Origin of the sequence: Mesorhizobium sp. M0166, assembly GCF_040322255.1 — a bacterium.
GTDB lineage: Bacteria > Pseudomonadota > Alphaproteobacteria > Rhizobiales > Rhizobiaceae > Mesorhizobium.
The window spans coordinates 86,938-110,210 of the sequence record NZ_JAMYTD010000018.1; the positions used below are offsets into that span (position 1 = coordinate 86,938).

The following is a 23,273-nucleotide window of genomic DNA, read 5'->3' on the forward strand; positions in this document are numbered from 1 at the left end:
AGGTCGATCAGTAGAGCGTTTTGGCGAGCGCTTCGGCCGTGCGATCGAGACCGCCGACATCGCTGCGTCCGACGACCGCGTAGGCGACCTCGCCGATCTGGAAATAGGCCGAGGAAACTTCGCCCGAGGGAACGACAGTCGGTTTGACGACGTCGAATGTTCCGGGCCGGATGGCGAACAGCGAGACCAGCCCCATCTCTTTTGTCTCGACGGCCATCTCGACGCTCGGGCCGAATTGCGATGGATAGATCTGCACGTCACGGACCGTCCAGTCCGCTGGCAGCGATGGCATCACGATCGCAGTCGCGGCGCGGATTTCATCGGCGTTGTAGCCGGGTGCCGCGGTTTGGGACGACATCGCCTCACGCATGAGTGTCGTGCGGTGCGCCCGCACCGCCTCTTCTACATAGGCGGGCGGATGGGTCGAAGCGACGACTTCCGTCACCGATATCGGCCCGATGAGCCCGTTCGCAAGCCAGCCGGCGGCGACGAAGACAGCGACCGCCGCCGCTCTCTGCAAAGCACCAAGGACGCGGCCGCGCGCCAATGCCCGTTCCAGCCGCCGTGCAGCATCGGCCGTCGCGGGCCGCGCCATGCCTTTCGATCCGGCAAGCGCCACACGCAATTCGTCACGCATCCGCAGGTCGGCCATCACCCGCGCGGCCGCTTCCGGGCGAGCCGAAAGGAACGCCTCGACCTCGATGCGACGAGCCACGTCCAGCTGATCGTCGACATAAGCGTCGAGATCGGTGTCGGTCACGGGATCGCGCAGTTGGTTCATCACCGACCTCCGACGATCTTCAGATGGCCTTTTGCGCGTGCCGGTGCCACGTCCTCCATCTCGCGCAGGGCCGCACGCGCCCTGCCGATGCGCGACATCAGCGTGCCCAACGGCACGCCGCTGATCTCGGCCGCCTCGCTATAGCTAAGCCCCTCGATGGCGACGAGATACAACGCCGAACGCTGCTCCTCCGGCAATTCGAAAAAAGCGTCGCGCACCTGCGCCAGACGGACCGAATGTTCCTGCGGAGCCTGGACATTCGCCTCGGCCAGATGGCCGGCCTGTTCGATGCGCATTGCTTCGGATTTGCGGGATCGCAAGCCGTCGATGAACGCGTTGTGGACGATCGACAGCAGCCATACGCGAAGATTTCCGCCGGAGCGGAAGCTGCCGCGTCGCTCGTAGGCACGCACCAGCGCATCATGCACCAGATCCTCTGCATCGGCGCTGTCGCGTGTCAGCGAGCGTGCATAGCGGCGCAGTGAACCGAGCTGTCCCAGAATATCGAAGCGTGGCATCGGCCGTTTCATGTCCTGTTTACGGAGCAGGTCGGCATTTTAATCCCGCCCTCCCCGAATTTTCTTGCGGCTCGCCGCGCTCGCGTTCTGGGAGATACCGCGCCTGCCTTCGCCCGGCAGATAGTATCGGCCGCCCTCGAGGCAGACCGACGCCGAGTTGGCGCATATGAAACTGCTGGCAAAGTATGGCCGGTTTGCGTATCACTCCGCCGCCAACGGAACCTTATCGATGTTCGAAAATCTCCAGCCCGCGCCTGCCGACAAGATCCTGGCCTTGATCGGCCTCTATCGCGCCGACCCGCGTGCCGACAAGGTCGATCTCGGGGTCGGCGTCTATAGGGATCGCGACGGCAAAACGCCGGTGATGCGCGCGGTGCGCGAAGCCGAAAAGCGGCTGCTGCAAGGCCAGGATACCAAGATCTATCTCGGCCTTGCCGGCGATACCGCCTTCAACGCGGCGATGGCCAGGTTGGTGTTCGGCCCAGCAGCCGACATGACGCGCATTCGTGCGGCGCAGGCGCCAGGCGGCTCCGGCGCGCTGCGGCTGGTAGCAGAGCTGCTGAAAAGGACCCGCACCGACGCGATGGTCTGGCTGTCGGATCCGACCTGGCCGAACCACATGCCGGTGATGCGCGCCGCTGGCCTGCAGACACGCGAATACCCCTATTTCGACGCTGCTTCTGGTGCGGTTCGCTTCGACGACATGCTGAATGCATTGAGAGCCGCGAATCCTGGCGACGTCGTATTGTTGCATGGTTGTTGCCATAACCCGACAGGCGCCAATCTAGACATCCCGCAATGGGCTGCCATTGCCGATCTTGTCGTTGAGCGCGGCCTGCTGCCCTTTGTCGACATCGCCTATCAGGGCTTTGGCGAGGGGCTTGATGCGGATGCCGCCGGCTTGCGCCTTCTGGCGGCGAAAGTTCCGGAAATGGTCGTTGCCTCGAGCTGCTCGAAGAACTTTGCCGTCTATCGCGACCGCGTCGGTGCAGCGCTGATCATGGCGAAAGACGGCGCGCAGGCGGATTTGGCGATGGGCCAGATGCTGTCGGCGGCACGCGCCATGTATTCGATGCCGCCGGACCACGGCGCGGCCGCGGTGCGCATCGTGCTTGAAGACCCCGCATTGCGTTCCGACTGGGAGGCAGAGCTTGAAGAGATGCGGCTGCGCATGCTGCGGCTGCGCGTCCAGTTCGCCGAGGCGCTGCGCCGGCAGTCCAACTCCGATCGTTTCGATTTCGTCGCCAGCCATCGCGGTATGTTTTCCCGGCTCGGCCTGTCGGAAGCGCAAGTCGAGCGGTTGCGCGCCGAGCATGCCATCTACATGGTCGGCGACAGCCGCATCAACGTTGCCGGCCTGCCCGAGGACGGCATGGATGCGCTCGCCAAGGCGATCGTCTCAGTGCTCGACTGATGCTTTTTGGTTGACCATGATCTTTCCGAAAACCAGCTTCCACTTTTCGCTGACGCAGTCGGTCCGTTCGGGATCATGGTCTGGCCGCCCATCTGTGGACAAGGCGCCCTCGCCGGCTGAAGCCGTTGGCCGCACAGCCGTGTGCAGGATAGCGTTCGCCTGATGAAACCCTCAAAAGACATTTCCCGGCTGATCGAGATAATGGCCGCGCTACGAGCACCGGAAACCGGCTGCCCGTGGGATATCGAGCAGGACTTTTCGACAATCGCGCCATACACGATCGAGGAAGCCTACGAAGTGGCGGACGCCATTGCGCGCGGCGACCTGGACGATCTGCGGGATGAACTCGGCGATCTCCTGCTGCAAGTGGTCTACCACGCGCAAATGGCCGAGGAGGCCGGTGAATTTTCATTCGGCGATGTGGTCCAGGCCATCACCACAAAAATGATCCGCCGCCACCCCCATGTCTTTGGCGACGACAAGGCGCGCAGCGCCGGCATGGCCAAGGGCATGTGGGAAAAGATCAAGGCAGAGGAAAAGGCTGAGAAACGCAGTGCGCGGCTCACCCGTGGGCTCGACCCGGAAGACCATGGCAAAGGCTTTCTCGACAGCGTGCCGGTCGCCCTGCCCGCGCTTACCCGGGCGCTGAAGCTGCAGGAAAAGGCCGCCCGCGTCGGCTTCGACTGGAGCGAGGCGGCGCCGATCCTCGACAAGATCGAGGAGGAGATCGGCGAACTACGCGAGGCGTTGGCCAAAGGCGACACTGCGCCGATCAAGGACGAGTTCGGCGATATGCTGTTTGCGGTCGTCAATCTCGGCCGGCACCTCAAAATTGATTCCGAAGCGGCACTCGGCGGCACCAACGAAAAATTCCGGTCGCGCTTCCACTATGTCGAGCGGACGCTGCAAGCGTCGGGAAATAGCCTCGAAGAGGCGACGCTGGACGAGATGGAAGCGCTCTGGCAGCAGGCAAAGAGCGCGAAGTAAACGCCCCTACCCGTTGTTTTGACGGCGCAATCGGCTTTCAATCTCTTGCCGAGCGCTGTGCGTGGCCTTGAGCGCGATGGTCACGCTGCCATCCTCATTGTCATCACGCGAGACGATGTCGCCGTTGCGGTAAAGCCAGTCGACGACGGCGAGTTGGTCGGGCTTGAGCGTGACGGTGAACGTCTCCAGTTCGCCCGACATCATCGTCTCGATGATCGCCTTCAGCGCATCGATGCCCTCCCCGGTTACCGCCGATATGGCGATCGGCGGTGCCTTCTTGCCGTCGGCACCATCGGCAAGCAGCCGCGCCCGGTTGCCCTCGTCGAGCCGGTCGATCTTGTTCCATACTTCGATGACGCGCTTGTTATCGCCGGCATCGACGCCGAGATCGGCAAGGATGCGCTCGACATCTTCGGCCTGCGCGGCCGTATCGGGATCGGAGATGTCGCGCAGATGAATGATGAGGTCTGCCTCGACCACTTCCTCCAGCGTCGCCCTGAAGGCCGCGACCAGATGCGTTGGCAGGTCGGAAATGAAGCCGACCGTATCGGAAAGGATGATCGGCGTGCCGTGCGGCAGGCGCACGCGGCGCAGCGTCGGGTCGAGCGTGGCAAACAGCATGTCTTCCGCCAGCACCCCTGCTCCGGTCAGCCGGTTGAACAGCGTCGACTTGCCGGCATTGGTGTAGCCGACGATCGCCACCACCGGAAATGGCACCTTCTTGCGCTTGGCGCGGTTAGGTCGCGGGTGCGGCGCACGGTTTCGAGCTCGTGCTTCAGCTTGGTGATCTTGTCCTGCAGCACACGCCGATCCGACTCGATCTGGGTCTCGCCAGGGCCGCCGAGAAAGCCGGCGCCGCCGCGCTGGCGCTCGAGGTGGGTCCAGCTCCGCACAAGGCGGCCCTTCTGGTAGTTGAGATGGGCAAGGTCGACCTGCAGCGTGCCTTCCTTGGTGCGGGCGCGCTCGCCGAAAATCTCCAGGATCAGCCCGGTGCGGTCGAGCACTTTGGCGTTCAACTCTTTTTCGAGGTTGCGCTGCTGTACCGGGGTCAGCGGATGATCGACAATGACCACTTCCGCGTGGCCCTCTTTGACGATCTCGGCGAACTCCGCGACCTTGCCGCTGCCGAGCAAGGTCGCCGGGCGTGGATCGTTGACGGTCACCACCGCCGTGTGGACCAGGTCAAGGTCGATGGCGCTGGCGAGGCCGACCGCCTCGTCGCGACGGGCCTCGGCAGAACGGGTTAGGCGCGGGCGATTGGTATCGTCGTCGCCACGCGGCTGCCGGGTAAGCACCGGCACGATGACCACCGCCCGGGTCGGACCGTTGGCCTCTGTCCCGGTCTGATGTACTGGTTTTCCGCGAACGCTGCGGTCCGCGTCTTTCTCACGTGTCAATCAGGCGCCCTGGCTTTCCTCACCATCGAACATCTGAACCGGCTGGCTCGGCATGATCGTGGAAATAGCGTGCTTGTAGACAAGCTGGGAATGGCCGTCGCGACGCAACAGAACGCAGAAATTGTCGAACGAAGTGACCACGCCGGTCAGCTTCACGCCGTTGATGAGAAAGATGGTGAGTGGGTTTTTGCTCTTGCGAACTGAATTCAGGAACAGGTCCTGAAGATTTTGCGATCGTTCCGCCATTGTTCTTGTCTTTCGCCGATCCCCTTCGGTTTGCAGGCCAATGCGCCAAATTAGCCGGCACATGTCAAGCACGCAAACACCATCTTGCCGTCAGTTACGACAAGCAGAACGAGATATATTGATGTTCATTCCATCTGTGCGGTTATCAGGCTGGACTTTTTTCCGCAACGTCAAAAAAGGCCTGCCGTAATGAAACTGTTATCGAGCCCGGGTGGCCGTTGGCGACGGCAGCGCCATCAATCGCTACCACCGGCATGGCAATCGTGGTCGCGGAGCTGATGAAAACCTCGCGTGCGGCCTTGGCCTCGGCAACCGAAAAGCCGCGCTCCTCGATCTTCAGGCCCAGCTTGGCGGCGACATCGAACAGCGTCGTGCGGGTGATGCCGCGCAGGATGCCGTGCTCGGCGGGGCGCGTCACCAGCACGCCGTCCCTGGTGATGATCCAGGCGTTCGACGATCCACCTTCCTTGACGGTGCCGTCGACATCGACGAACCAGGCCTCCTGAGCGCCGGCTTCCTTGGCTTTCTGTTTGGCCAGCACGTTCGGCAACAGGCCGACCGACTTGATATCCACCCGATCCCACCGGTTCTCCGGCACCGTGATGACCCGGATCCCGCTCTCGGCCCGCTTCGCGGCGGCTGCAGGATCGGCTTTTTTGGCGGTCACCACCAGCGACGGCTTCGTGCCCGCCGGCGGGAAGAAAAACTCGCGGCTGGCGACACCGCGCGTCACCTGGACATAGACCAGGCCGTCGACGACATGGTTGCGGCGCACCACCTCGCGCACGACGAGCGGCAGCACGCCGCGCGTGATCGGCCAATCGATCGAGAGTTCGGTAAGCGAGCGGTTCAATCGGGCGAGATGGCGCGGCATGTCGACGATGAAGCCTCGTGCCACCTCGCAGACCTCGTAGACGCCGTCGGCGAATTGATAGCCACGGTCCTCAATATGCACGGAAGCTTCGGCGTGAGCGACATAGCGCCCGTTCACATAGGCAATGCGCGGCATGGCTAATCCCTGGAAGAAGTCCCAGCTTTCTTATGTGATTCCAACACGGCCGTAACCGATAATTGCGTGGGCCACGACTGGTTTGGCGTCAGACGCCCAGCGACTTCAGCTTGCGGTGCAATGCAGAGCGTTCCATGCCGATAAACTCTGCCGTCTTCGAGATGTTGCCGCCAAAACGGTTGATCTGGGCGATCAGATAATCCTTTTCGAATTGTTCGCGTGCTTCACGCAGCGGCAGCGCCATTATGTGCTGATCGGACTTGTTTGGAGTGCGCGGCATCACGTCGCCGATCTCGGCAGGCAAGAGGTCAGCGGTGATCGGCGCATCGACATTGTCGCCGCGCGCCAGGATCATCAGACGCTCGACATTGTTTCGCAACTGCCGAACGTTGCCCGGCCAGTTGTGCGCCTGTAGCACCGCCAGCGCGTCGTCGCCGATGCGGCGCGGCTTGATGCCGGCCTGGCGAGCGATCTGCTTCATGAAATTGTCGACCAGATAAGGAATGTCTTCGCGACGCTCGGCCAGTCCCGGCACCATGACCGGAACCACGGCCAGGCGGTGATAAAGGTCCTCGCGGAAACGGCCGTCGGCGATCATGGCTTCCAGGTTCTGCGAGGTCGACGAGATGATGCGCACGTCGACCTTGACCCGCTTGGTGCCCCCTACCCGCTCGAACTGCTGTTCGACTAGCACGCGCAGGATCTTGTTCTGCGTCTCGCGCGGCATGTCGGCCACTTCATCGATGTAGAGAATGCCGCGATGGGCCTCCTCCAGCGCACCGACCTTGCGTTCGACGCCGTTCGATTCGGTGCCGAACAGCTCGATCTCCATACGCTCGGGCGTGATGTTGGCGGCGCTCAGCGTTACAAACGGTGCACTCTTGCGCGCCGAGAGCGCGTGGATGGCGCGCGCCGCCAGTTCCTTGCCCGAGCCGGAGGGGCCAATGATCATGACGCGGCTGTTGGTCGGCGCGACGCGCTCGATGGTCTGGCGCAATTGGCTCATTGCCGATGACATGCCGATGAGGTCGAAAGTCTCGCCGCTGCGCAGCTTGAGGTCCGAAACCTCGCGTCTCAATTTGGAGGTTTCGAGCGCCCGTTCGGCAATGAGGATCAGCCTGTCGGCCTTGAATGGCTTTTCGATGAAATCATAGGCGCCGCGGCGGATGGCCGAGACTGCCGTTTCGATATTGCCGTGGCCCGAGATCATCACCACCGGCAGGTTCGGGTGCATCGTCTTGATCTCGTCCAGCAAAGCCAGGCCATCGAGCCGCGAGCCCTGCAGCCAGATGTCGAGGAAGATCAGTCTGGGTGCCCGGTCGGCGACCGCCGCCAGCGCGCTGTCGGCATCAAACGCCGTGCGTGTTTCGTGACCTTCGTCGCTCAGGATACCGGCGACGAGTTCGCGGATGTCTTCCTCGTCATCGACGATAAGAATATCAGAAGCCATTACCGACCTTTTCAGTTTCTTTTTCGTGTTCCGTCTTGCCCTCGCCGCGTATCGGAACGGTGGCGGCAACCGGCAGGATGATGCTGATCATTGCACCCCGCCCATCGTGGAAGTCCGCTGGTGCATCGTGCAATTCGAGTCGCCCGCCATGGTCCTCCACGATCTTCTTGACGATAGCGAGGCCAAGCCCGGTGCCTTTCTCGCGTGTCGTCATGTAAGGCTCGAGCAAGCGCTGCCGGTTCTCGCGCGGCAAGCCCCTGCCGTTGTCGATGACGTCGATTCGAATCGCGCCATTCTGACGCCCGGCTTGAATCCGGATTATGCCGTGCGGACGATCCTCTGCATCAAGTCCGTCGATCGCTTCGGCAGCATTCTTGATGACGTTGCCGAAAGCTTGCGCCATCAGCCGGCTGTCGAACGTGCCTTTGAGCGGCTCGCTGCCGAAGACGCGCTCGAAGGTGATGTCAGCCCGGCTCACTTCGACCAGGAACGAGGCTTCGCGCAACGAATCGCGCAGGTCGATGGCCTTCATTTCCGGTTTCGGCATGCGGGCGAACGCCGAGAACTCGTCGACCATGCGTCCGATGTCCTCCACTTGCCGGATGATGGTGTCGGTGCATTGATCGAAAACCTCACGGTCCTCGGTGATGACCTTGCCGTAACGGCGCTTGATGCGCTCGGCCGAAAGCTGGATAGGCGTCAGCGGGTTCTTGATCTCGTGGGCAATGCGCCGCGCCACGTCGGCCCATGCGGAGGAACGCTGTGCCTGGACCAGATCGGTAATGTCGTCGACCGTCACGACGTAGGATTTATCCTCCGAACCGTCGTCGCCGGCTTCGATGGTGATCTGCACGTTGAAGGTCCGTTCAGTGCCCGCACGATAGAAGGTGACCTGTTCGCGATAGACCGGCTTGCCCGACTTGCGGCCGATCTCGAAGACGCGCCCGACATGCGGCAGCACGGCGGAAAGGTTCTGCCCAAGCGCTGCCGTGGCGGATATGGCCAGCATCGTTTCGGCCGAACGGTTGACAATAGTGACGATGCCATATGGATCGACGCCGATGACCCCGGCGGTGACGCCGGCAAGCACCGCCTCCGAAAAGCGCCGCCGTTCATCGATCAGATCCTTGGCCGACAGGATCTCGTTGCGCTGCGATTTCAACTCCATCAGCATCTTGTTGAATGTGTCGCCGAGCGAGGCGACATCGCCATCGGAGGGGCGGACAGGCACGGCTACGTCGAGATTGCCGGTAGCGACCTCATCGGCCGCGCCGATGAGCTGACGAATCGGCCGCACCAGGCGGTCGGCCACCGCAATGCCAGTCCAGATGGCGGACAGGATGATGATCAGCGTCAGCGACAGATAGGGAAGCGCGAAAGCCACTTGCGAGGTGCGGCGATTGTCTTCGAGACCGCGATATTCGGCGGTGTTGGATTTGACGATCTGCCGTGCCTTGATCACCTCGGGATCGACGAGGCGGATGGTGTAGAGATAGAGCCCGTCGATCTCGCGCAGCTTGACGATGGCACCCATGATATTGCGGGTGCGCGGCTCTATCAGCACCGGCTTGCCGTCGGCAGCGCTTGCCACGGCGCCCTCAGGCGGCTCCGGCATAGCAAAGTCCGCGTCGGTCTTGGCGCTCATGACGAAGGAACCATCGGGCTTGATGAGTGCTGCGTGCGCCAGCGAGCGTCCCACCGCCTCCTTGTTCATGAGGTCAAGGAAACCTGTGCGATCGAGGCCGTAGAGCGTGCGCGAAGCGTCGAGGTCGTAAGCCATCGACAACGTCGTGCCCTGAAGATTTCGTGCGTTTTCCTGCACATAGGCGTCGGCAATCGACAACGACGAATTGACGATCGTCTTGGTGCGGATCTCGAACCAGCGGTCGAGGCCGATGTCGAGCGTGATCGACGCGATGATCGCAACCATGATCGCGGGGATGGCGGCGACCAGCGCAAACATCGCCACGATGCGCACATGTAGGCGCGACGCAGCCTTGCCGTGCCGTCGTGCCATCAGGATACGATGCACCTCGCGGCCGACCAGCAAGATCAGAAACAGCACGAACGCCGCATTAAGCGCAATCAGCGCCAGCGTCGTCCTTGCGTCGGGCGTGATCGGCGTCGCGCCAACCAGAATGGCGAAGGAGATCGCCGCCGTCACCAGCGCACCGGCAACGGCGATCACACCGGGCAGCGCAAGCAGCCGGCGACCGTCTCGCGCGCCGGTGTTGCTGAAAAGCGGTTTGCTCAGTGTCGGTGCGTGCAGGGCCATGTCGCCGTCTAGAGCCAGTGATTGCGTCGGATGTATGCAACGCATTGTGGCGATTATGCAACAAGTGTGGCCGAGACGGAAATCTTTCGGCGATCGATCCCCTGGAAAGCGCTCGTAAGGGGTTCGGCTAGATCTGCCTGGAGGACTTGTAGACGTTGACGCCGAGTTCGCGAATCTTCTTGCGCAGCGTGTTGCGGTTGAGCCCCAGCAGTTCGGCAGCCTTGATCTGGTTACCGCGCGTTGCGGTCATCGAGGCGAGGACCAGCGGATATTCGACCTCGGAGAGGATTCGCTGATAGAGGCCGGCCGGTGGCAAATCGCCGGCAAACGAGGCAAAATAGCGTTGCAGGAAATGCTCCACCGCCTGGCCGATGGAAAGGTCATCGGGAATGAGGTTGCCACCACCTGGAACGACAGGCCTTTCGCCGGTCTTCAACTCCGCCTCGATGATCTCGGCGGAAATCTCGTCCTGCGAATACAGCGCAGCCAGCCTGCGGATGAGGTTTTCGAGTTCGCGCACGTTACCCGGCCATGGATAGCGCTTCATCAGCTCGATGCCGCCGGTCGAGATGCGCTTGGTCTGCAGGCCTTCACTGGCGCCGAGCTTGAAGAAGTGCCGGACGAGGTCCGGAATGTCCTCCGATCGCTCGCGCAGCGCCGGCAGCCTGAGCGGCACAACGTTCAAGCGGTAGAACAGATCCTCCCGGAAAAGCCCCTGATTGATCAGCGTGCGTAGGTCCTTGTTGGTGGCAGCGACGATGCGCACGTCGGTCTTGATCGGCGTGCGGCCGCCGACCGTAGTGTATTCGCCCTGCTGCAACACACGCAGCAGCCGCGTCTGCGCTTCCATCGGCATGTCGCCGATCTCATCGAGGAAGAGCGTGCCGCCTTCGGCTTGCTCGAAACGGCCGGTCGAGCGGTTCTGCGCGCCGGTAAAGGCGCCCTTCTCGTGCCCGAACAACTCCGATTCGATCAGGTCGCGCGGGATCGCTGCCATGTTGATGGCGACGAAGGGACCGCCCCGGCGGCGGCCGTACTCATGCAGCGCGCGCGCCACCAGTTCCTTTCCGGTACCCGACTCTCCGCTGATCATGACCGTCAGGTCGGTCTGCATCATGCGCGCCAGCATGCGGTAGATGTCCTGCATGGCCGCCGAGCGGCCGACCAGCGGCATCGTTTCCGGCGGCTCGTCGGCCCGCGTATCGATCTTGGGCCGCCGCGGCTCGGAAAGCGCGCGGTTGACGATGTTGAGCAGCTCGGTCAGGTCGAACGGTTTCGGCAGATATTCATAGGCTCCGGTTTCGGAGGCCCGGATTGCTGTCATGAACGTGTTCTGCGCACTCATGACGATGACCGGCAGTTCCGGTCGCGCCTTCTTGATGCGCGGCAGCATGTCGAAGGCGTTCTCGTCAGGCATGACAACGTCGGTGATAACCAGATCACCCTCGCCCGCCGCAACCCAGCGCCACAGCGTCGAAGCGTTGGAGGTGACACGCACGTCGTGGCCAACGCGCGAAAGCGCCTGGTTGAGGACGGTGCGGATGGCCGCATCGTCGTCGGCGACGAGAATATTGCCGCGAACGGTCATTTGCGGTCTCCTTCACCGTCGTCGTCGGTGCCAAACTGGGTTTCTTTCCACGCCGGCATCAGGATGCGGAAGGTGGTGCCGCGCGGGGTCGATTCGCATTCAATGATGCCGCCATGCTCGCCGACGATCTTTGCGACCAGCGCCAGACCGAGACCGGAGCCGTTCGGCTTGGTGGTGATGAAAGGATCGAACAGGATCGGCAGGATATCCTCGGAGACACCCGAACCGTTGTCGCGTACGCAGAATTCCAATGGCAGCGACACGCGGTCCTGAGTCCCGGGTACGGAAACGCGAATGCCCGGGCGGAAGGCTGTCGACAGCATGATCTCGCCCTGCGGATCACTGCCGATCGCCTCGGCGGCATTTTTTACCAGATTGAGGAACACCTGGATGAGCTGGTCGCGATTGGCAAAAACCGGAGGCAATGATGGATCATAGTCCTCCAATATCTTGATCCGCTTGGCAAAACCGGCCTTGGCGATTGCCTTGACATGGTCGAGCACGACATGGATGTTGACGGGATAACGGTCGATCGGCCGCTCGTCCGAAAATACCTCCATGCGGTCGACCAGCGAGACAATGCGGTCGGTCTCGTCGGTGATCAGCCTGGTCAGGGCGCGATCCTCGTCGGACGCCGACAGTTCAAGCAGCTGCGCGGCACCCCGAATGCCGGACAGCGGGTTCTTGATCTCATGGGCAAGCATCGCGGCAAGGCCGGTAACCGAGCGTGCCGCGCCGCGATGCGTCATCTGCCGGTCGATCTTGTCGGCCATTGAGCGTTCCTGGAACATCACCACGACCGAGCCTGGAAATTCAGTCACCGGTGCGACGTAGAGGTCGACTACCTTCTCGATGCCGAGACGTGGCGACGACACGTCCACCCGGTATTCGTTGACCGGCGCCCGGCGCTCGCGCACCTGGTCGACAAGCGTCAGCAGCGGACTGCCGAAAGGAATGAGCTTGTGCAGCGTGTTGCGGGCGAGCATCGTGGCGCTCGAGCGGAAAAAATCCTCGGCATCGGCATTGGCGAAGGTGATGAAGCCTTGTGGATCGACCATGATCACCGGCCGACGAATGGTGTTGAGCACAATATGCGCGGCGTCCGCCATATCCGTGCTCTGTGTGACGGTAGCGTTCATGCCGCACTCCGCAGGTTCGCCGCTTCGGGAGCGCTTGAGAACATCTCGCGCAGCAGGGCAATGACATGCTCCGGCTCGAAAGACGTGAGTATGGCCTTGCGCCGGTCGTCGCCTGTGGCGTCGTGGCGGTCGAGATACCAGCCGAGATGCTTGCGCGCCTGGCGCAATCCGCTTTCCACGCCATAGAGCGTCAGCATATCTTCGTAATGGGCAATCACGTAGTCGGTCAGCGCTTGCGGGCTGTCCGGCATGCCGGCTACCGGCTCGGCCAGCGCGGCCGCTACAATGCTGCCGGCAATCCACGGCGCGCCATAGTGCGCACGGCCGATCATCACCGCGTCGGCGCCGGACTGATCGAGGATCGACGCAGCCTCTGCCGGCGAGCCGACATCACCATTGGCAACCACCGGGATCGAGACGGCCTGCTTGACGCGTGCGATGGCACGCCAGTCGGCTTTGCCCTGATAGAACTGGCAACGCGTGCGGCCGTGCACCGTAACCATCTTCACCCCGGCCTGCTCGGCGCGTCGCGCCAGCATCGGCGCGTTGAGCGCACCTTCGTCCCAACCGAGCCGCATTTTGACCGTGACCGGCACGCCGACCGCGCCGATCACCGCTTCGATCAGCGACAGCGCGTGGTCGAGGTCTCGCATCAGTGCCGAACCGGCATAGCCGCCCGTCACCTTCTTGGCCGGACAGCCCATGTTGATGTCGATGATGTCGGCACCCTCGCCGGCCGCGATTCGCGCGCCCTCGGCCATGTGCGCCGCCTCGCGGCCGGCAAGCTGGACCATGTGGACAGGCAGCCCGGAATGACGGATGCGCAGGCCCGAGCCAGCCCTGCCCTTTGCGAGCTCACCGCTCGCCACCATTTCCGATACAACCAGCCCGGCGCCATGGGCATGGGCGCGCTGCCGGAACGGTTCGTCGGTAATGCCCGACATCGGCGCGAGAAACACGCGGTTGCGGATTCTCACGCCACCCACGTCCAGCGGCGAAGCCAATTTGGTCACATCAGGCATGCACAAAAACCAAGCACCTTCGGTTGCTGCACATTCTCTAGCCAGAACGACGGCAATGTGCAACGCGCAATGTCGTGACATTAAGGCGCATTTGGGAAAAATAAGGATCGCCGGACCGCATCAATCCTGGGTCTTCGGAAAGCGATACCACTTTTCGGGATCATGCGCTAAGCGTCTCGGCATGAGAGATGTGAGCGAAAAGCAAGCTGCGGACGACAAGGTCGCCGTGGTCATTGTTGCCGCCGGCCGCGGCGCGCGCGCCGGACAGGCCAATGGGCCGAAGCAGTATCAGCAGATTGGCGGCGGCGCCGTCATTGCACGCACACTCGACGCCTTTCTGACGCACCCGAAGATTGGACCTGTCGTTGTTGCTATCCATGCCGATGACGGCGCGCTTTTCCACCGCGCCGCCGGCGCGAACGCCGACCATGTCCTCGCTGTGACCGGCGGTACGTCACGGCAGGAGTCCGTCCGCCTTGGACTGCTGGCGTTGAGAAGCCATGCGCCGGGCCGGGTCCTGATCCATGATGCGGCTCGGCCGTTTGTCGACGCGGAACTGATAGACCGCACGATCGCCGCCATTGGCGAGCGCCAGGGAGCACTGCCTGCCTTGCCCGTTGCCGATACGCTCAAGCGCGAAACGGCCGAAGGCATGATCGGCGAAACCGTGTCCAGGGCCGGGCTTCATGCTGCACAGACACCGCAGGGCTTTCCGTTCTGGCCGATCCTGGCTGCGCACGAAAAGGCTCATCACCTGGGCAAAGCGGATTTCACCGACGATGCGGCAATCGCCGAATGGGCGCATATTCCGGTGAAGATCGTTCCCGGCTCGCCGGACAATGTCAAACTGACCTGGGCACGGGATATTGCAATGGCGGATCAGCGGCTTTCCAGCGCCTCACGTTTTCCCGACATCCGAACCGGCAATGGCTATGACGTCCATGCGTTCGAGCCCGGCGATCATGTCACCCTGTGCGGCGTCGCCATTCCGCACGACAGGAAGTTATCCGGCCATTCGGATGCCGATGTCGGCCTGCATGCGTTAACCGACGCCCTGCTCGCCACCTGCGGCGCAGGTGACATCGGTACGCATTTCCCGCCCTCCGACCCGCAGTGGAAAGGGGCCGCTTCACGCATCTTCGTCGAACACGCGGCCAAGCTGGTGCGCGCGCGCGGCGGGCGCATCGCCAACGCCGATATCACGCTTATCTGCGAGGTGCCGCGCGTCGGCCCGCATCGCGAGGCCATGACCGCAGCGCTTTCGGCAATGCTGCGAATTTCGCGCGATCGCATCTCGATCAAGGCGACAACCAATGAGAAGCTCGGCTTCGTCGGCCGTGAGGAAGGCATAGCGGCCATCGCGACCGCCAGCGTTGTATTTCCAGGGGATGTCCCTGAATGAGCAATAGCGATCTCGCAGATGCCCTGCTTCAGGCCTGCCAGCAGCGCGGCATCATGCTGGTGACGGCCGAGAGCTGCACCGGCGGCATGATCATCGCCGCGCTGACCGACATCGCTGGCTCTTCCGCGGTGGTCGATCGCGGCTTCATCACCTATTCCAACCAGGCCAAGACCGAGATGCTCGGCGTCTCGGCCGCTACGCTCGAGGCGCATGGCGCGGTCTCGCGCGAGACTGTGGTGGAGATGGCGGCCGGAGCCTTGGCCCATTCGCCGGCCGGGCTCGCCCTGGCGGTGACCGGCATCGCCGGACCGGACGGCGGCTCTGCGGAAAAACCTGTCGGCCTGGTCTGGTTCGGCGTTGCCGTGGCTGGGCGGCCGGTAGTCAGCGAATGCGAGCTGTTCGCCGACAAGGGCCGTGATTTCATCCGCCGGGAGACGGTCCGGCATGCCCTTGAGCTGGGTCTGCGCGCGCTCGCTGCGGATCAGGCTGCCGATGGCGCGTCGTAGATGATTTCGGCCCGTTTCTCGAACGCCTCGGAGAACATGCGGAAGGCGCGGTCGAACATGGTTCCCATCAGCGCACCCAAAATGCGGCTCTTGAACTCGTAGTCGATAAAGAAGCAGACGTTGCAACCGCCGCCCTCCGCCGGGTCGAAGCGCCAGACATTGCTTAGATATTTGAATGGGCCGTCGATGTATTTGACGTCGATGGCATTCTCGTCAGGCTTCAGCAGCACCTGCGTGGTGAAAGTCTCGCGGATCGCCTTGTAGCCGATGCTCATGTCGGCGATGAGCAAGGTGCGTCCGTCGCGTTCCTTGCGTGAGCGAACCGTCAGTGCCTCGCAAAGCGGCAGGAATTGCGGATAGGATTCGACATCGGCGACCAGAGCAAACATCTGCTCCGGCGTATGCGCAACGCGGCGATGGGCTTCGAATTGTGGCATGAAACCAGAACGTTAGGCGGTCTTTTTGAGAAGCGCCTCGCGCGCCGCCCGCAACCTGGCGAAATCGTCGCCGGCGTGGTGCGACGAGCGCGTCAGCGGGCTCGACGCCACCAGCAGGAAGCCCTTGGTCCTGCCGATCGTCTCGAAGGACTTGAATTCCTCAGGCGTGACGAACCGGATCACCGGATGATGCTTCTTCGAGGGCTGCAGATATTGGCCGATAGTCACGAAGTCGACATTGGCCGAACGCAGATCGTCCATCAGTTGCAGGATTTCGTTCCGCTCCTCGCCAAGGCCAACCATGATGCCGGACTTGGTGAAGATCGAGGGGTCAAGCTCCTTGACCCGCTGCAAGAGCCTGATGGAATGGAAATAGCGCGCGCCCGGCCGAACCGTCAGATAGTTCGACGGCACGGTCTCCAGATTGTGGTTGAAAACGTCGGGCTTGGCCGCCACCACAATCTCCAGCGCGCCTTCCTTGCGCAGGAAGTCGGGCGTCAGGATTTCGATCGTCGTCAGAGGCGTTGCCGCCCTGATCGCACGGATGACCTCGGCAAAGTGCTGAGCTCCGCCATCGGCGAGATCGTCGCGATCGACTGAGGTGATGACGACATGGCTTAGGCCCATTTGCTTGACGGCGTGTGCGACACGCGCCGGCTCACCGGGATCGAGTGCGGTCGGGATGCCGGTGGCGACATTGCAAAAGGCGCAGGCCCGCGTGCAGATCTCGCCCATGATCATGAAGGTGGCGTGCTTCTTCTCCCAGCACTCGCCGATATTGGGGCAGCCCGCCTCTTCGCAAACCGTCACCAGTTTGTGAGACTTCACGATTTCGCGCGTCTCGGCATAGCCTTTCGACATCGGCGCCTTGACGCGGATCCAGTCAGGCTTGCGCAGTACGTCCTGATCCGGCTTGTGCGCCTTTTCGGGATGCCGCAGGCGCGGCGCATTGGCAATCGTGTCGAGGACGGTGACCATGTGAAACCCGGCTCATTGGCAAGCGCTTGTCCGGCGCTCGCTCTATTCACGTCATCTAGGACTTTTCGGCGAAAAGAAAAAGGCCGTGATCGCGCATGGCGCGCTGGCCTTTTTCGCATAGCAAGTGCCGACACAGGTCAGCGGCGCACCAGTCGTCCCACCGCAATCAGAATGCAGGCGCCGATGAAGCCGGTGATCAGATAGGCGATCCAGCCGACGCCGAAGATGCCGATGTTCAGGGCCTGCAAGATGGCGTTCAACACGATTGCGCCGACAATGCCGAGAATGATGTTCATGAGGATGCCGGTATTGCTCTTCATGACCATCTCGGCGAGCCACCCCGCCAGTCCGCCGATGATGATGGCTGCTACCCAGCCCACGCCGTTCATTTCCATATGCCCTCTCCTTGTATGATGGATGATGCGTGCGAAACGAATTGCTCTGCCGTCGAGTTCCTTTGTGTCTTCCGCGTGAGACTCGCCCAATTAATTTATCATGCATTCAGTGCGCGACCATAGGCGTCGAGTACACTCTCCTTCATCATCTCCGACAGCGTCGGGTGCGGGAAGATCGTGTGCATCAGCTCTTCCTCGGTGGTCTCCAGGTTCATCGCCACGACGAAGCCCTGGATCAGTTCTGTTACCTCTGCGCCGACCATGTGGGCACCCAGCAACTGGCCGGTCTTCTTGTCGAAAATGGTCTTGACGAAGCCTTGGTCCTCGCCGAGCGCAATCGCCTTGCCGTTTGCGGCGAACTGGAAGCGGCCGACACGGATGTCCTTGCCGTCTTCTTTCGCTTTGGCTTCCGTCAGTCCGACCGAGGCGACTTGCGGATTGCAATAGGTGCAGCCCGGGATCTTCAGCTTGTCGGTGGCATGCACGCCGGGGAAATTGGCGATCTTTTCCACGCACACCACGCCTTCGTGCTCGGCCTTGTGGGCGAGCATCGGCGGTCCGGCGACGTCACCGATGGCATAGATGCCGGGTACGTTGGTCTTGCCGTAGCCGTCGACGACGACGCAACCGCGTTCCGTCTTCACGCCGAGCGCCTCGAGCCCGAGATTCTCGATATTGCCTTGCACGCCGACGGCCGAGATCATGCGGTCGGCCGTGATCTTCTCGACCTTGCCGTCCTTCATCTCGACATGCGCGGTGACCGAGTTAGTGCCCTTCTCGACCTTGGTCACCTTGGCTTCGAGCATGATCTTCATGCCCTGCTTTTCGAACTGCTTTTGCGCGAATTTCGAGACTTCGGCGTCCTCGGCCGGCATCACGGCCGGCAGCAGTTCGACCACCGTCACCTCCGCGCCCATGGTGCGGTAGAAAGAGGCGAACTCGATGCCGATGGCGCCTGAGCCCATCACCAGCAGCGATTTCGGCATCTCTTTCGGCACCATTGCCTCGAAATAGGTCCAGATCAACTTGCCGTCAGGCTCGATGCCGGGCAGCGCGCGCGGCCTGGCGCCGGTCGCCAGGATGATGTGCTTGGCGCTATAGGTGCCCTCGCCCTTGACGCCCTTGGGCGCCGGCGGCTGCGGCTCCATCGGCTTCTTCGACGATTTCGACACGACGATCTCGCCAGGTTTGGTCAGCTTGGCTTCGCCCCAGATGACGTCGACCTTGTTCTTCTTCATCAGGAAGCCGACGCCGCCGTTGAGCCGCAGCGAGACCTTTCGCGAGCGATCGACGACGGCGGCTGTGTCGACGCTGACCTTGCCATCGATCTTCAGGCCGTAGTCCTTCAGATGATCCGAATAGTGCATAATCTCGGCCGAGCGCAGCAGCGCCTTGGTCGGAATGCAGCCCCAGTTGAGGCAGATGCCGCCAAGGTGCTCGCGCTCGACGATCGCCGTCTTGAAGCCAAGCTGGGCCGAACGCACTGCAGTGACATAACCGCCGGGGCCGGAGCCGATGATGATGACGTCGTAGTTCTCAACCACGGCTTTCTCCTTCACAATTCCAACATGACGCGCACGAGCGGCGCCAGCGCTTGCCCGACGTTCCGCGTGTTTCCTGCGTCGAGGTGGACGCCGTCGAGCGGCGTGGTTTTGGCCACCCCGCCGGCATCGAAGAAGCCGCAGCCGGCCTCGTCGGCAAGAGCGGAATATTGCGGCGCCAGCCGCTTTGACGCGTCATCGCCGCCGGCGAACATTTCCTTGAACTCAGCGTTTTCCGTGCGGCTGACTACGGGCGGCGCGACGATCAGGATCTGAGGCGCCGGCCAATCGAACGGGTAATCGTGACCGCGCACGATATCGATCAGCCGTTGCATGCCTTGCTTGGCCGCGACCGGATTACCATGAATCCACGGCTTCATATCGTTGGCGCCGAGCATGATGATGATCAAGTCGATCGGTGCGTGCGTCGTCAGGATTGTTGGCAACAGCCTTGCGCCATTGCGGTCCGCCCCGGCCAAGTGATCGTCGAAGGCGGTGGTTCGGCCATTCAGGCCTTCGGCGATGACCTCGACGCCGCCGCCCAATGCTGCCTGCAGCACGCTCGGCCAGCGATCCGCCGGCGGATGACGGCCAAGGCCTGCCGCGTCATAGCCCCAGGTCAGCGAATCGCCATAGCAGAGGACCGTCTTCATGTGCCTGCCCCGCCGAAACTTGGTTGCGTGCGCCCCAATCGCCAGCGCACGAAAAGCCACTGGACCAGCACCGTAGCGATGCCTGGCAGGACGAGACCGGCGACGATAGGAAGATCGCTCGACCACTGGCGCTTGCTCGGCAGCTGGGAGAAAGTCCAGCCGATCAGGGCAACTCCAATGAGCACAAAAAATGCTAACCCTATGATCGCGGTCAGTTTTGTTGCCCGTCGTGGGTCCGACATGAATTGTGCGATGAAGAATGCGAGCGTCGCGAAGATGGTGACGAGAGCCGAGATCATGAATACAAGGATGTACTCCACGTCGGCATTGGTTGCGACGGCGAGCCACTGCACAACCAATCCGCCGGCCAAACCGGAAAGAAAGAAGGCAAAAAGGCTGGTGAAGAATTTCCGCACCGCCCTGTTCCCCTCTCTTAGACCAGCATGCCCATCGGATTTTCGATCATACGCTTGAAGGCGACGAGCAGCTCGGCGCCTAGCGCACCGTCGACTGCGCGGTGATCGGTCGACAGCGTCACCGACATGATTGTCGCGATCTTGATCTCGCCGTTCTTCACCACTGCGCGTTGCTCGCCGGCGCCGACCGCCAGGATCGTCGCATGCGGAGGGTTGATGACGGCAGAAAAATCCTTGATGCCGAACATGCCGAGATTGGACACCGCCGTGGTGCCGCCCTGATATTCTTCCGGCTTCAGCTTGCGGCTGCGGGCGCGGCCGGCAAGATCCTTCATCTCGTTGGAGATGACTGACATCGTCTTTTCGTCAGCACGCCGGATGATCGGGGTGATCAGGCCGCCGGGGATCGATACGGCAACGCCGACATCGGCGTGCTTGTGCTTGATCATGGCGTTTTCTGTCCACGACGCATTGGCATCCGGAACCGCCATCAGCGCCATGGCAAGAGCCTTGATGACCATGTCGTTGACCGACAGCTTGTAGGCCGGCGTTTCGCCCTTCTCGGTCTTCTTCACCGGCGCGGCCGCATTGATCTGCGTGCGCAGGGCTAGAAGTGCGTCGAGCTCGCAGTCGAGCGTCAGATAGAAATGCGGGATGGTGGTCTTGGCTTCGACCAGCCGCCTCGCAATGGTCTTGCGCATATTGTCGTGCGGGATCAGCTCGTAGGAGCCTTCGGCAAACAGTTTGAGCACCTGCTCGTCCGACATCGCTTTGGGTGCTGCGGCCGCAGGTGCCGGAGCGCCGGCGGGCGCCGCTTTTGCCGCTGGTGCCGCCTTGGCGCCGCCACTGGAAATTGCGGCATCGACATCGGCCTTGACCACGCGACCATGCGGGCCGGAGCCTGTCAGCACCGCGACATCGACGCCGGCTTCCCTGGCAATGCGCCGGGCCAGCGGCGAGGCGAAGATGCGCTCACCGCTTGCATGGCCGTTGGCGGTAGGCGGCGCTTCCGCCTTGGCTGCAGGTGCGGCAGGCTCCTGCTTCGGCGCTTCGGGCTTTGGTGTTTCAGCTTTGGAGACGTCCGCTTTCGGAACCTCAGCCTTTGCCGGCGTAGCGGCGTCACCGCTTTTCGCGGCAGAAGCAGCATCCTCGCCCTCGGCCGCCAACACCGCGATCAGCGCATTGACCTTGACGCCTTCAGTGCCCGCCGGAACCACCAGCTTGGCGACCGTGCCTTCGTCGACGGCTTCGACTTCCATCGTTGCCTTGTCGGTCTCTATCTCGGCAATCACGTCTCCCGGCGAGACCTTGTCGCCTTCCTTGACCAGCCACTTGGAAAGGTTGCCTTCTTCCATCGTGGGCGAAAGCGCCGGCATGGTGATGTTGATCGGCATTTTTCCTCCTCAGTTCCGCCCGGTTAGCGAACGGTGCTGGATATTGAACTGCTCCGACATTCTACCTCGGTAGCCTTCTTCCAATGCCTGAAGCGTCTCGATTTCAGGGATGCCATCTTGTTCCAGTCTCATCCTGGCTATGTGCATGCCGACATCAGCGAGCACCATGCCCCAGTTGTGAGCGTTTGGCCCAAAGAGGTCTTGCATCGTGACGACCGCGTCCGAACCAATCCAGACGCGGAGTATTTCATCGAATTCGCTATTCTCGACGACCACCGCGGGAACTTCTAGTTCGCGCGACATCTCGTTACCCCCGGTACGTCACGGCTTTGACCGCCTCGACGACCTCGCCGAAATTGGGCAGTGCCAGCTTTTCGAGATTCGCGGCATAGGGCATCGGCACGTCCTTGCCGGCTATGGTGATGACCGGTGCGTCGAGGAAATCGAAGGCGCGCTGCGAAACCTGGTTGGCGATATGGTCGCCGACCGAGTTCTGCGGAAAGCCTTCCTCGACCACCACCAGGCGATTGGTCTTCTTGACCGAGGCGATAATGGTGTCGAAGTCGAGCGGGCGGATGGTGCGCAAGTCGATGACCTCGGCATCGATGCCCATGCCGCGCAACTCCGCCTCGGCCTTGATCGCGTAGGTCATGCCGATGCCGAACGATACGATGGTCACGTCCTTGCCGGATTTGTGAATGCGCGCCTTGCCGATCGGCAACACGAAATCGTCCATCTTTGGCACGTCGAAGGAATGGCCGTAAAGGATTTCGTTTTCGAGGAAGATGACCGGGTTCGGGTCGCGGATCGCCGCCTTGAGCAGACCCTTGGCGTCGGCGGCGGTATAAGGCATCACCACCTTCAGGCCGGGAATATGGCTGTACCAGGCGGCATAGCATTGCGAATGCTGCGCGGCGACGCGGGCAGCCGCGCCGTTCGGGCCGCGAAAGACGATCGGGGCGCCCATCTGGCCGCCGGACATATAGAGCGTCTTGGCGGCTGAATTGATGATCTGGTCGATCGCCTGCATGGCGAAGTTGAAGGTCATGAATTCGACGATCGGCCTCAGGCCGGCCATCGCCGCGCCAACACCAACGCCGGCAAAGCCGTGCTCTGTGATCGGCGTATCGACCACGCGCCGCGGACCGAATTCTTGCAACAGGCCTTGCGTGATCTTGTAGGCGCCCTGGTACTCGGCGACTTCCTCGCCCATGACAAAGACATCGCCATCGCGGCGCATTTCCTCCGCCATTGCATCGCGCAAGGCTTCACGCACTGTGGTCGAGACCATTTCGGTGCCGGCCGGGATGTCCGGATCGGCGGCAATTTCCAGCTTGGGCGCGGCGGCAACAGGCGCTGCCGCTTCGTTCTTGGCCGGAGCAGCAGCGGGGGGCGGAGCGGCAGCGGGCGCTTCCGCTTGCGACTTGATAGCCTCCTCGCCGATGCCTTCGCCTGCCTCGTCGATGTCTTCGCCATCGACGGCCAGCACAGCGATCAGCGTGTTGACCTTGACACCCTCGGTGCCGGCAGGAACCACGATCTTGGCAAGCGTGCCGTCGTCCACGGCTTCGACTTCCATCGTTGCCTTGTCGGTCTCGATCTCGGCAATGGCGTCACCGGCTACGACCTTATCACCTTCTTTCTTCAACCATTTGGAAACATTACCCTCTTCCATGGTCGGCGAGAGGGCGGGCATGAGAATTTCGATCGGCATGTCCTTGCCCT

22 protein-coding genes and 1 pseudogene are annotated in these 23,273 nt (G+C 62.2%); 4 read left to right on the forward strand and 19 right to left on the reverse strand.

The window, feature by feature from the left end:
* Window positions 1-7 precede the first annotated feature (7 nt).
* Complete coding sequence (locus tag NKJ46_RS20150) at window positions 8-781, reverse strand: anti-sigma factor family protein (protein ID WP_352666789.1); 774 nt, start codon at window positions 779-781, stop codon at window positions 8-10.
* Window positions 781-1,311, reverse strand: coding sequence for a sigma-70 family RNA polymerase sigma factor (locus tag NKJ46_RS20155; protein WP_502903421.1), 531 nt, complete (start codon window positions 1,309-1,311; stop codon window positions 781-783). Before NKJ46_RS20155 ends, NKJ46_RS20150 begins: the two co-directional genes overlap by 1 nt.
* Window positions 1,312-1,528: 217 nt before the next feature.
* On the opposite strand from NKJ46_RS20155, the gene NKJ46_RS20160 reads away from it, so the two are divergent.
* Both NKJ46_RS20160 and mazG read left to right on the forward strand, forming a co-directional pair.
* Window positions 1,529-2,713 carry an amino acid aminotransferase gene (locus tag NKJ46_RS20160; protein WP_352666794.1) on the forward strand — a complete coding sequence of 395 codons (1,185 nt, stop codon included), beginning with the start codon at window positions 1,529-1,531 and terminating at the stop codon, window positions 2,711-2,713.
* 162 nt (window positions 2,714-2,875) lie between these two features.
* Entirely contained in the window at window positions 2,876-3,700 is an 825-nt protein-coding gene (gene mazG, locus NKJ46_RS20165; RefSeq protein ID WP_352666797.1) for a nucleoside triphosphate pyrophosphohydrolase, read from the forward strand.
* 6 nt (window positions 3,701-3,706) lie between these two features.
* Here the strand turns inward: mazG and hflX are convergent.
* The 8 genes and pseudogenes from hflX to dusB form a co-directional block, all read right to left on the reverse strand.
* Window positions 3,707-5,097 (reverse strand): annotated as a pseudogene (gene hflX / locus NKJ46_RS20170) (GTPase HflX).
* Window positions 5,098-5,343 (reverse strand): RNA chaperone Hfq, encoded by a 246-nt coding sequence (hfq, locus tag NKJ46_RS20175; RefSeq protein WP_006202172.1) that lies wholly within the window; start codon window positions 5,341-5,343, stop codon window positions 5,098-5,100.
* 145 nt (window positions 5,344-5,488) lie between these two features.
* Window positions 5,489-6,352 carry a D-amino-acid transaminase gene (locus NKJ46_RS20180; protein WP_352666800.1) on the reverse strand — a complete coding sequence of 288 codons (864 nt, stop codon included), beginning with the start codon at window positions 6,350-6,352 and terminating at the stop codon, window positions 5,489-5,491.
* An 88-nt stretch (window positions 6,353-6,440) separates the two neighbouring features.
* Window positions 6,441-7,802 carry a nitrogen assimilation response regulator NtrX gene (gene ntrX, locus NKJ46_RS20185; protein WP_352491356.1) on the reverse strand — a complete coding sequence of 454 codons (1,362 nt, stop codon included), beginning with the start codon at window positions 7,800-7,802 and terminating at the stop codon, window positions 6,441-6,443.
* A complete protein-coding gene (locus NKJ46_RS20190; RefSeq protein WP_352666802.1) occupies window positions 7,792-10,077 on the reverse strand; it encodes a sensor histidine kinase NtrY-like in 2,286 nt (761 codons plus the stop codon). The genes ntrX and NKJ46_RS20190 overlap by 11 nt, the downstream gene beginning before the upstream one ends.
* Before the next feature lie 127 nt (window positions 10,078-10,204).
* A complete protein-coding gene (ntrC, locus tag NKJ46_RS20195; RefSeq protein WP_352466165.1) occupies window positions 10,205-11,665 on the reverse strand; it encodes a nitrogen regulation protein NR(I) in 1,461 nt (486 codons plus the stop codon).
* A complete protein-coding gene (locus NKJ46_RS20200) occupies window positions 11,662-12,804 on the reverse strand; it encodes a two-component system sensor histidine kinase NtrB (protein WP_352666805.1) in 1,143 nt (380 codons plus the stop codon). Before NKJ46_RS20200 ends, ntrC begins: the two co-directional genes overlap by 4 nt.
* Complete coding sequence (gene dusB, locus NKJ46_RS20205; RefSeq protein ID WP_352666808.1) at window positions 12,801-13,826, reverse strand: tRNA dihydrouridine synthase DusB; 1,026 nt, start codon at window positions 13,824-13,826, stop codon at window positions 12,801-12,803. The genes NKJ46_RS20200 and dusB overlap by 4 nt, the downstream gene beginning before the upstream one ends.
* Window positions 13,827-14,007: 181 nt before the next feature.
* On the opposite strand from dusB, the gene NKJ46_RS20210 reads away from it, so the two are divergent.
* Complete coding sequence (locus tag NKJ46_RS20210) at window positions 14,008-15,228, forward strand: bifunctional 2-C-methyl-D-erythritol 4-phosphate cytidylyltransferase/2-C-methyl-D-erythritol 2,4-cyclodiphosphate synthase (protein WP_352666811.1); 1,221 nt, start codon at window positions 14,008-14,010, stop codon at window positions 15,226-15,228.
* Window positions 15,225-15,734 carry a CinA family protein gene (locus NKJ46_RS20215; protein ID WP_352666813.1) on the forward strand — a complete coding sequence of 170 codons (510 nt, stop codon included), beginning with the start codon at window positions 15,225-15,227 and terminating at the stop codon, window positions 15,732-15,734. The genes NKJ46_RS20210 and NKJ46_RS20215 overlap by 4 nt, the downstream gene beginning before the upstream one ends.
* On the opposite strand, the gene NKJ46_RS20220 is transcribed toward NKJ46_RS20215, so the two are convergent.
* The 9 genes from NKJ46_RS20220 to NKJ46_RS20260 form a co-directional block, all read right to left on the reverse strand.
* Window positions 15,710-16,171: a type II toxin-antitoxin system RatA family toxin gene (locus NKJ46_RS20220; protein WP_352666816.1), complete on the reverse strand. Its 462-nt coding sequence runs from the start codon at window positions 16,169-16,171 to the stop codon at window positions 15,710-15,712. The two genes, NKJ46_RS20215 and NKJ46_RS20220, sit on opposite strands and share 25 nt — an antisense overlap.
* A gap of 12 nt (window positions 16,172-16,183) precedes the next feature.
* The gene (gene lipA / locus NKJ46_RS20225; protein WP_352666818.1) at window positions 16,184-17,149 is read right to left on the reverse strand and encodes a lipoyl synthase; all 966 of its coding nucleotides are present in this window, start codon (window positions 17,147-17,149) and stop codon (window positions 16,184-16,186) included.
* A gap of 137 nt (window positions 17,150-17,286) precedes the next feature.
* Window positions 17,287-17,544 (reverse strand): GlsB/YeaQ/YmgE family stress response membrane protein, encoded by a 258-nt coding sequence (locus tag NKJ46_RS20230; RefSeq protein ID WP_292655302.1) that lies wholly within the window; start codon window positions 17,542-17,544, stop codon window positions 17,287-17,289.
* Between the two features lie 98 nt (window positions 17,545-17,642).
* The gene (lpdA, locus tag NKJ46_RS20235; protein WP_352666821.1) at window positions 17,643-19,088 is read right to left on the reverse strand and encodes a dihydrolipoyl dehydrogenase; all 1,446 of its coding nucleotides are present in this window, start codon (window positions 19,086-19,088) and stop codon (window positions 17,643-17,645) included.
* Between the two features lie 11 nt (window positions 19,089-19,099).
* Window positions 19,100-19,738: an SGNH/GDSL hydrolase family protein gene (locus tag NKJ46_RS20240; protein WP_352666824.1), complete on the reverse strand. Its 639-nt coding sequence runs from the start codon at window positions 19,736-19,738 to the stop codon at window positions 19,100-19,102.
* Window positions 19,735-20,154 (reverse strand): hypothetical protein, encoded by a 420-nt coding sequence (locus tag NKJ46_RS20245; RefSeq protein ID WP_352666827.1) that lies wholly within the window; start codon window positions 20,152-20,154, stop codon window positions 19,735-19,737. The genes NKJ46_RS20240 and NKJ46_RS20245 overlap by 4 nt, the downstream gene beginning before the upstream one ends.
* 17 nt (window positions 20,155-20,171) lie before the next feature.
* Window positions 20,172-21,548, reverse strand: a complete 1,377-nt coding sequence (locus tag NKJ46_RS20250; protein WP_352666830.1) for a pyruvate dehydrogenase complex dihydrolipoamide acetyltransferase — start codon at window positions 21,546-21,548, stop codon at window positions 20,172-20,174.
* A 9-nt stretch (window positions 21,549-21,557) separates the two neighbouring features.
* A complete protein-coding gene (locus tag NKJ46_RS20255; protein ID WP_036262673.1) occupies window positions 21,558-21,851 on the reverse strand; it encodes a DUF5076 domain-containing protein in 294 nt (97 codons plus the stop codon).
* 4 nt (window positions 21,852-21,855) lie between these two features.
* Window positions 21,856-23,262: a pyruvate dehydrogenase complex E1 component subunit beta gene (locus NKJ46_RS20260; protein ID WP_352666833.1), complete on the reverse strand. Its 1,407-nt coding sequence runs from the start codon at window positions 23,260-23,262 to the stop codon at window positions 21,856-21,858.
* Window positions 23,263-23,273: the final 11 nt, after the last annotated feature.

Coding starts and splice junctions, on each gene's coding strand:
- NKJ46_RS20200 (WP_352666805.1), bottom strand. CDS start 12,804: ATGAACGCTACCGTCACACAGAGCACGGATATGGCGGACGCCGCGCAT.
- NKJ46_RS20210 (WP_352666811.1), top strand. CDS start 14,008: ATGAGAGATGTGAGCGAAAAGCAAGCTGCGGACGACAAGGTCGCCGTG.
- NKJ46_RS20220 (WP_352666816.1), bottom strand. CDS start 16,171: ATGCCACAATTCGAAGCCCATCGCCGCGTTGCGCATACGCCGGAGCAG.
- NKJ46_RS20155 (WP_502903421.1), bottom strand. CDS start 1,311: ATGAAACGGCCGATGCCACGCTTCGATATTCTGGGACAGCTCGGTTCA.
- NKJ46_RS20150 (WP_352666789.1), bottom strand. CDS start 781: ATGAACCAACTGCGCGATCCCGTGACCGACACCGATCTCGACGCTTAT.
- lipA (WP_352666818.1), bottom strand. CDS start 17,149: ATGGTCACCGTCCTCGACACGATTGCCAATGCGCCGCGCCTGCGGCAT.
- NKJ46_RS20190 (WP_352666802.1), bottom strand. CDS start 10,077: ATGGCCCTGCACGCACCGACACTGAGCAAACCGCTTTTCAGCAACACC.
- NKJ46_RS20260 (WP_352666833.1), bottom strand. CDS start 23,262: ATGCCGATCGAAATTCTCATGCCCGCCCTCTCGCCGACCATGGAAGAG.
- NKJ46_RS20250 (WP_352666830.1), bottom strand. CDS start 21,548: ATGCCGATCAACATCACCATGCCGGCGCTTTCGCCCACGATGGAAGAA.
- mazG (WP_352666797.1), top strand. CDS start 2,876: ATGAAACCCTCAAAAGACATTTCCCGGCTGATCGAGATAATGGCCGCG.
- hfq (WP_006202172.1), bottom strand. CDS start 5,343: ATGGCGGAACGATCGCAAAATCTTCAGGACCTGTTCCTGAATTCAGTT.
- NKJ46_RS20180 (WP_352666800.1), bottom strand. CDS start 6,352: ATGCCGCGCATTGCCTATGTGAACGGGCGCTATGTCGCTCACGCCGAA.
- ntrX (WP_352491356.1), bottom strand. CDS start 7,802: ATGGCTTCTGATATTCTTATCGTCGATGACGAGGAAGACATCCGCGAA.
- NKJ46_RS20215 (WP_352666813.1), top strand. CDS start 15,225: ATGAGCAATAGCGATCTCGCAGATGCCCTGCTTCAGGCCTGCCAGCAG.
- NKJ46_RS20230 (WP_292655302.1), bottom strand. CDS start 17,544: ATGGAAATGAACGGCGTGGGCTGGGTAGCAGCCATCATCATCGGCGGA.
- ntrC (WP_352466165.1), bottom strand. CDS start 11,665: ATGACCGTTCGCGGCAATATTCTCGTCGCCGACGACGATGCGGCCATC.
- NKJ46_RS20255 (WP_036262673.1), bottom strand. CDS start 21,851: ATGTCGCGCGAACTAGAAGTTCCCGCGGTGGTCGTCGAGAATAGCGAA.
- NKJ46_RS20160 (WP_352666794.1), top strand. CDS start 1,529: ATGTTCGAAAATCTCCAGCCCGCGCCTGCCGACAAGATCCTGGCCTTG.
- dusB (WP_352666808.1), bottom strand. CDS start 13,826: ATGCCTGATGTGACCAAATTGGCTTCGCCGCTGGACGTGGGTGGCGTG.
- NKJ46_RS20240 (WP_352666824.1), bottom strand. CDS start 19,738: ATGAAGACGGTCCTCTGCTATGGCGATTCGCTGACCTGGGGCTATGAC.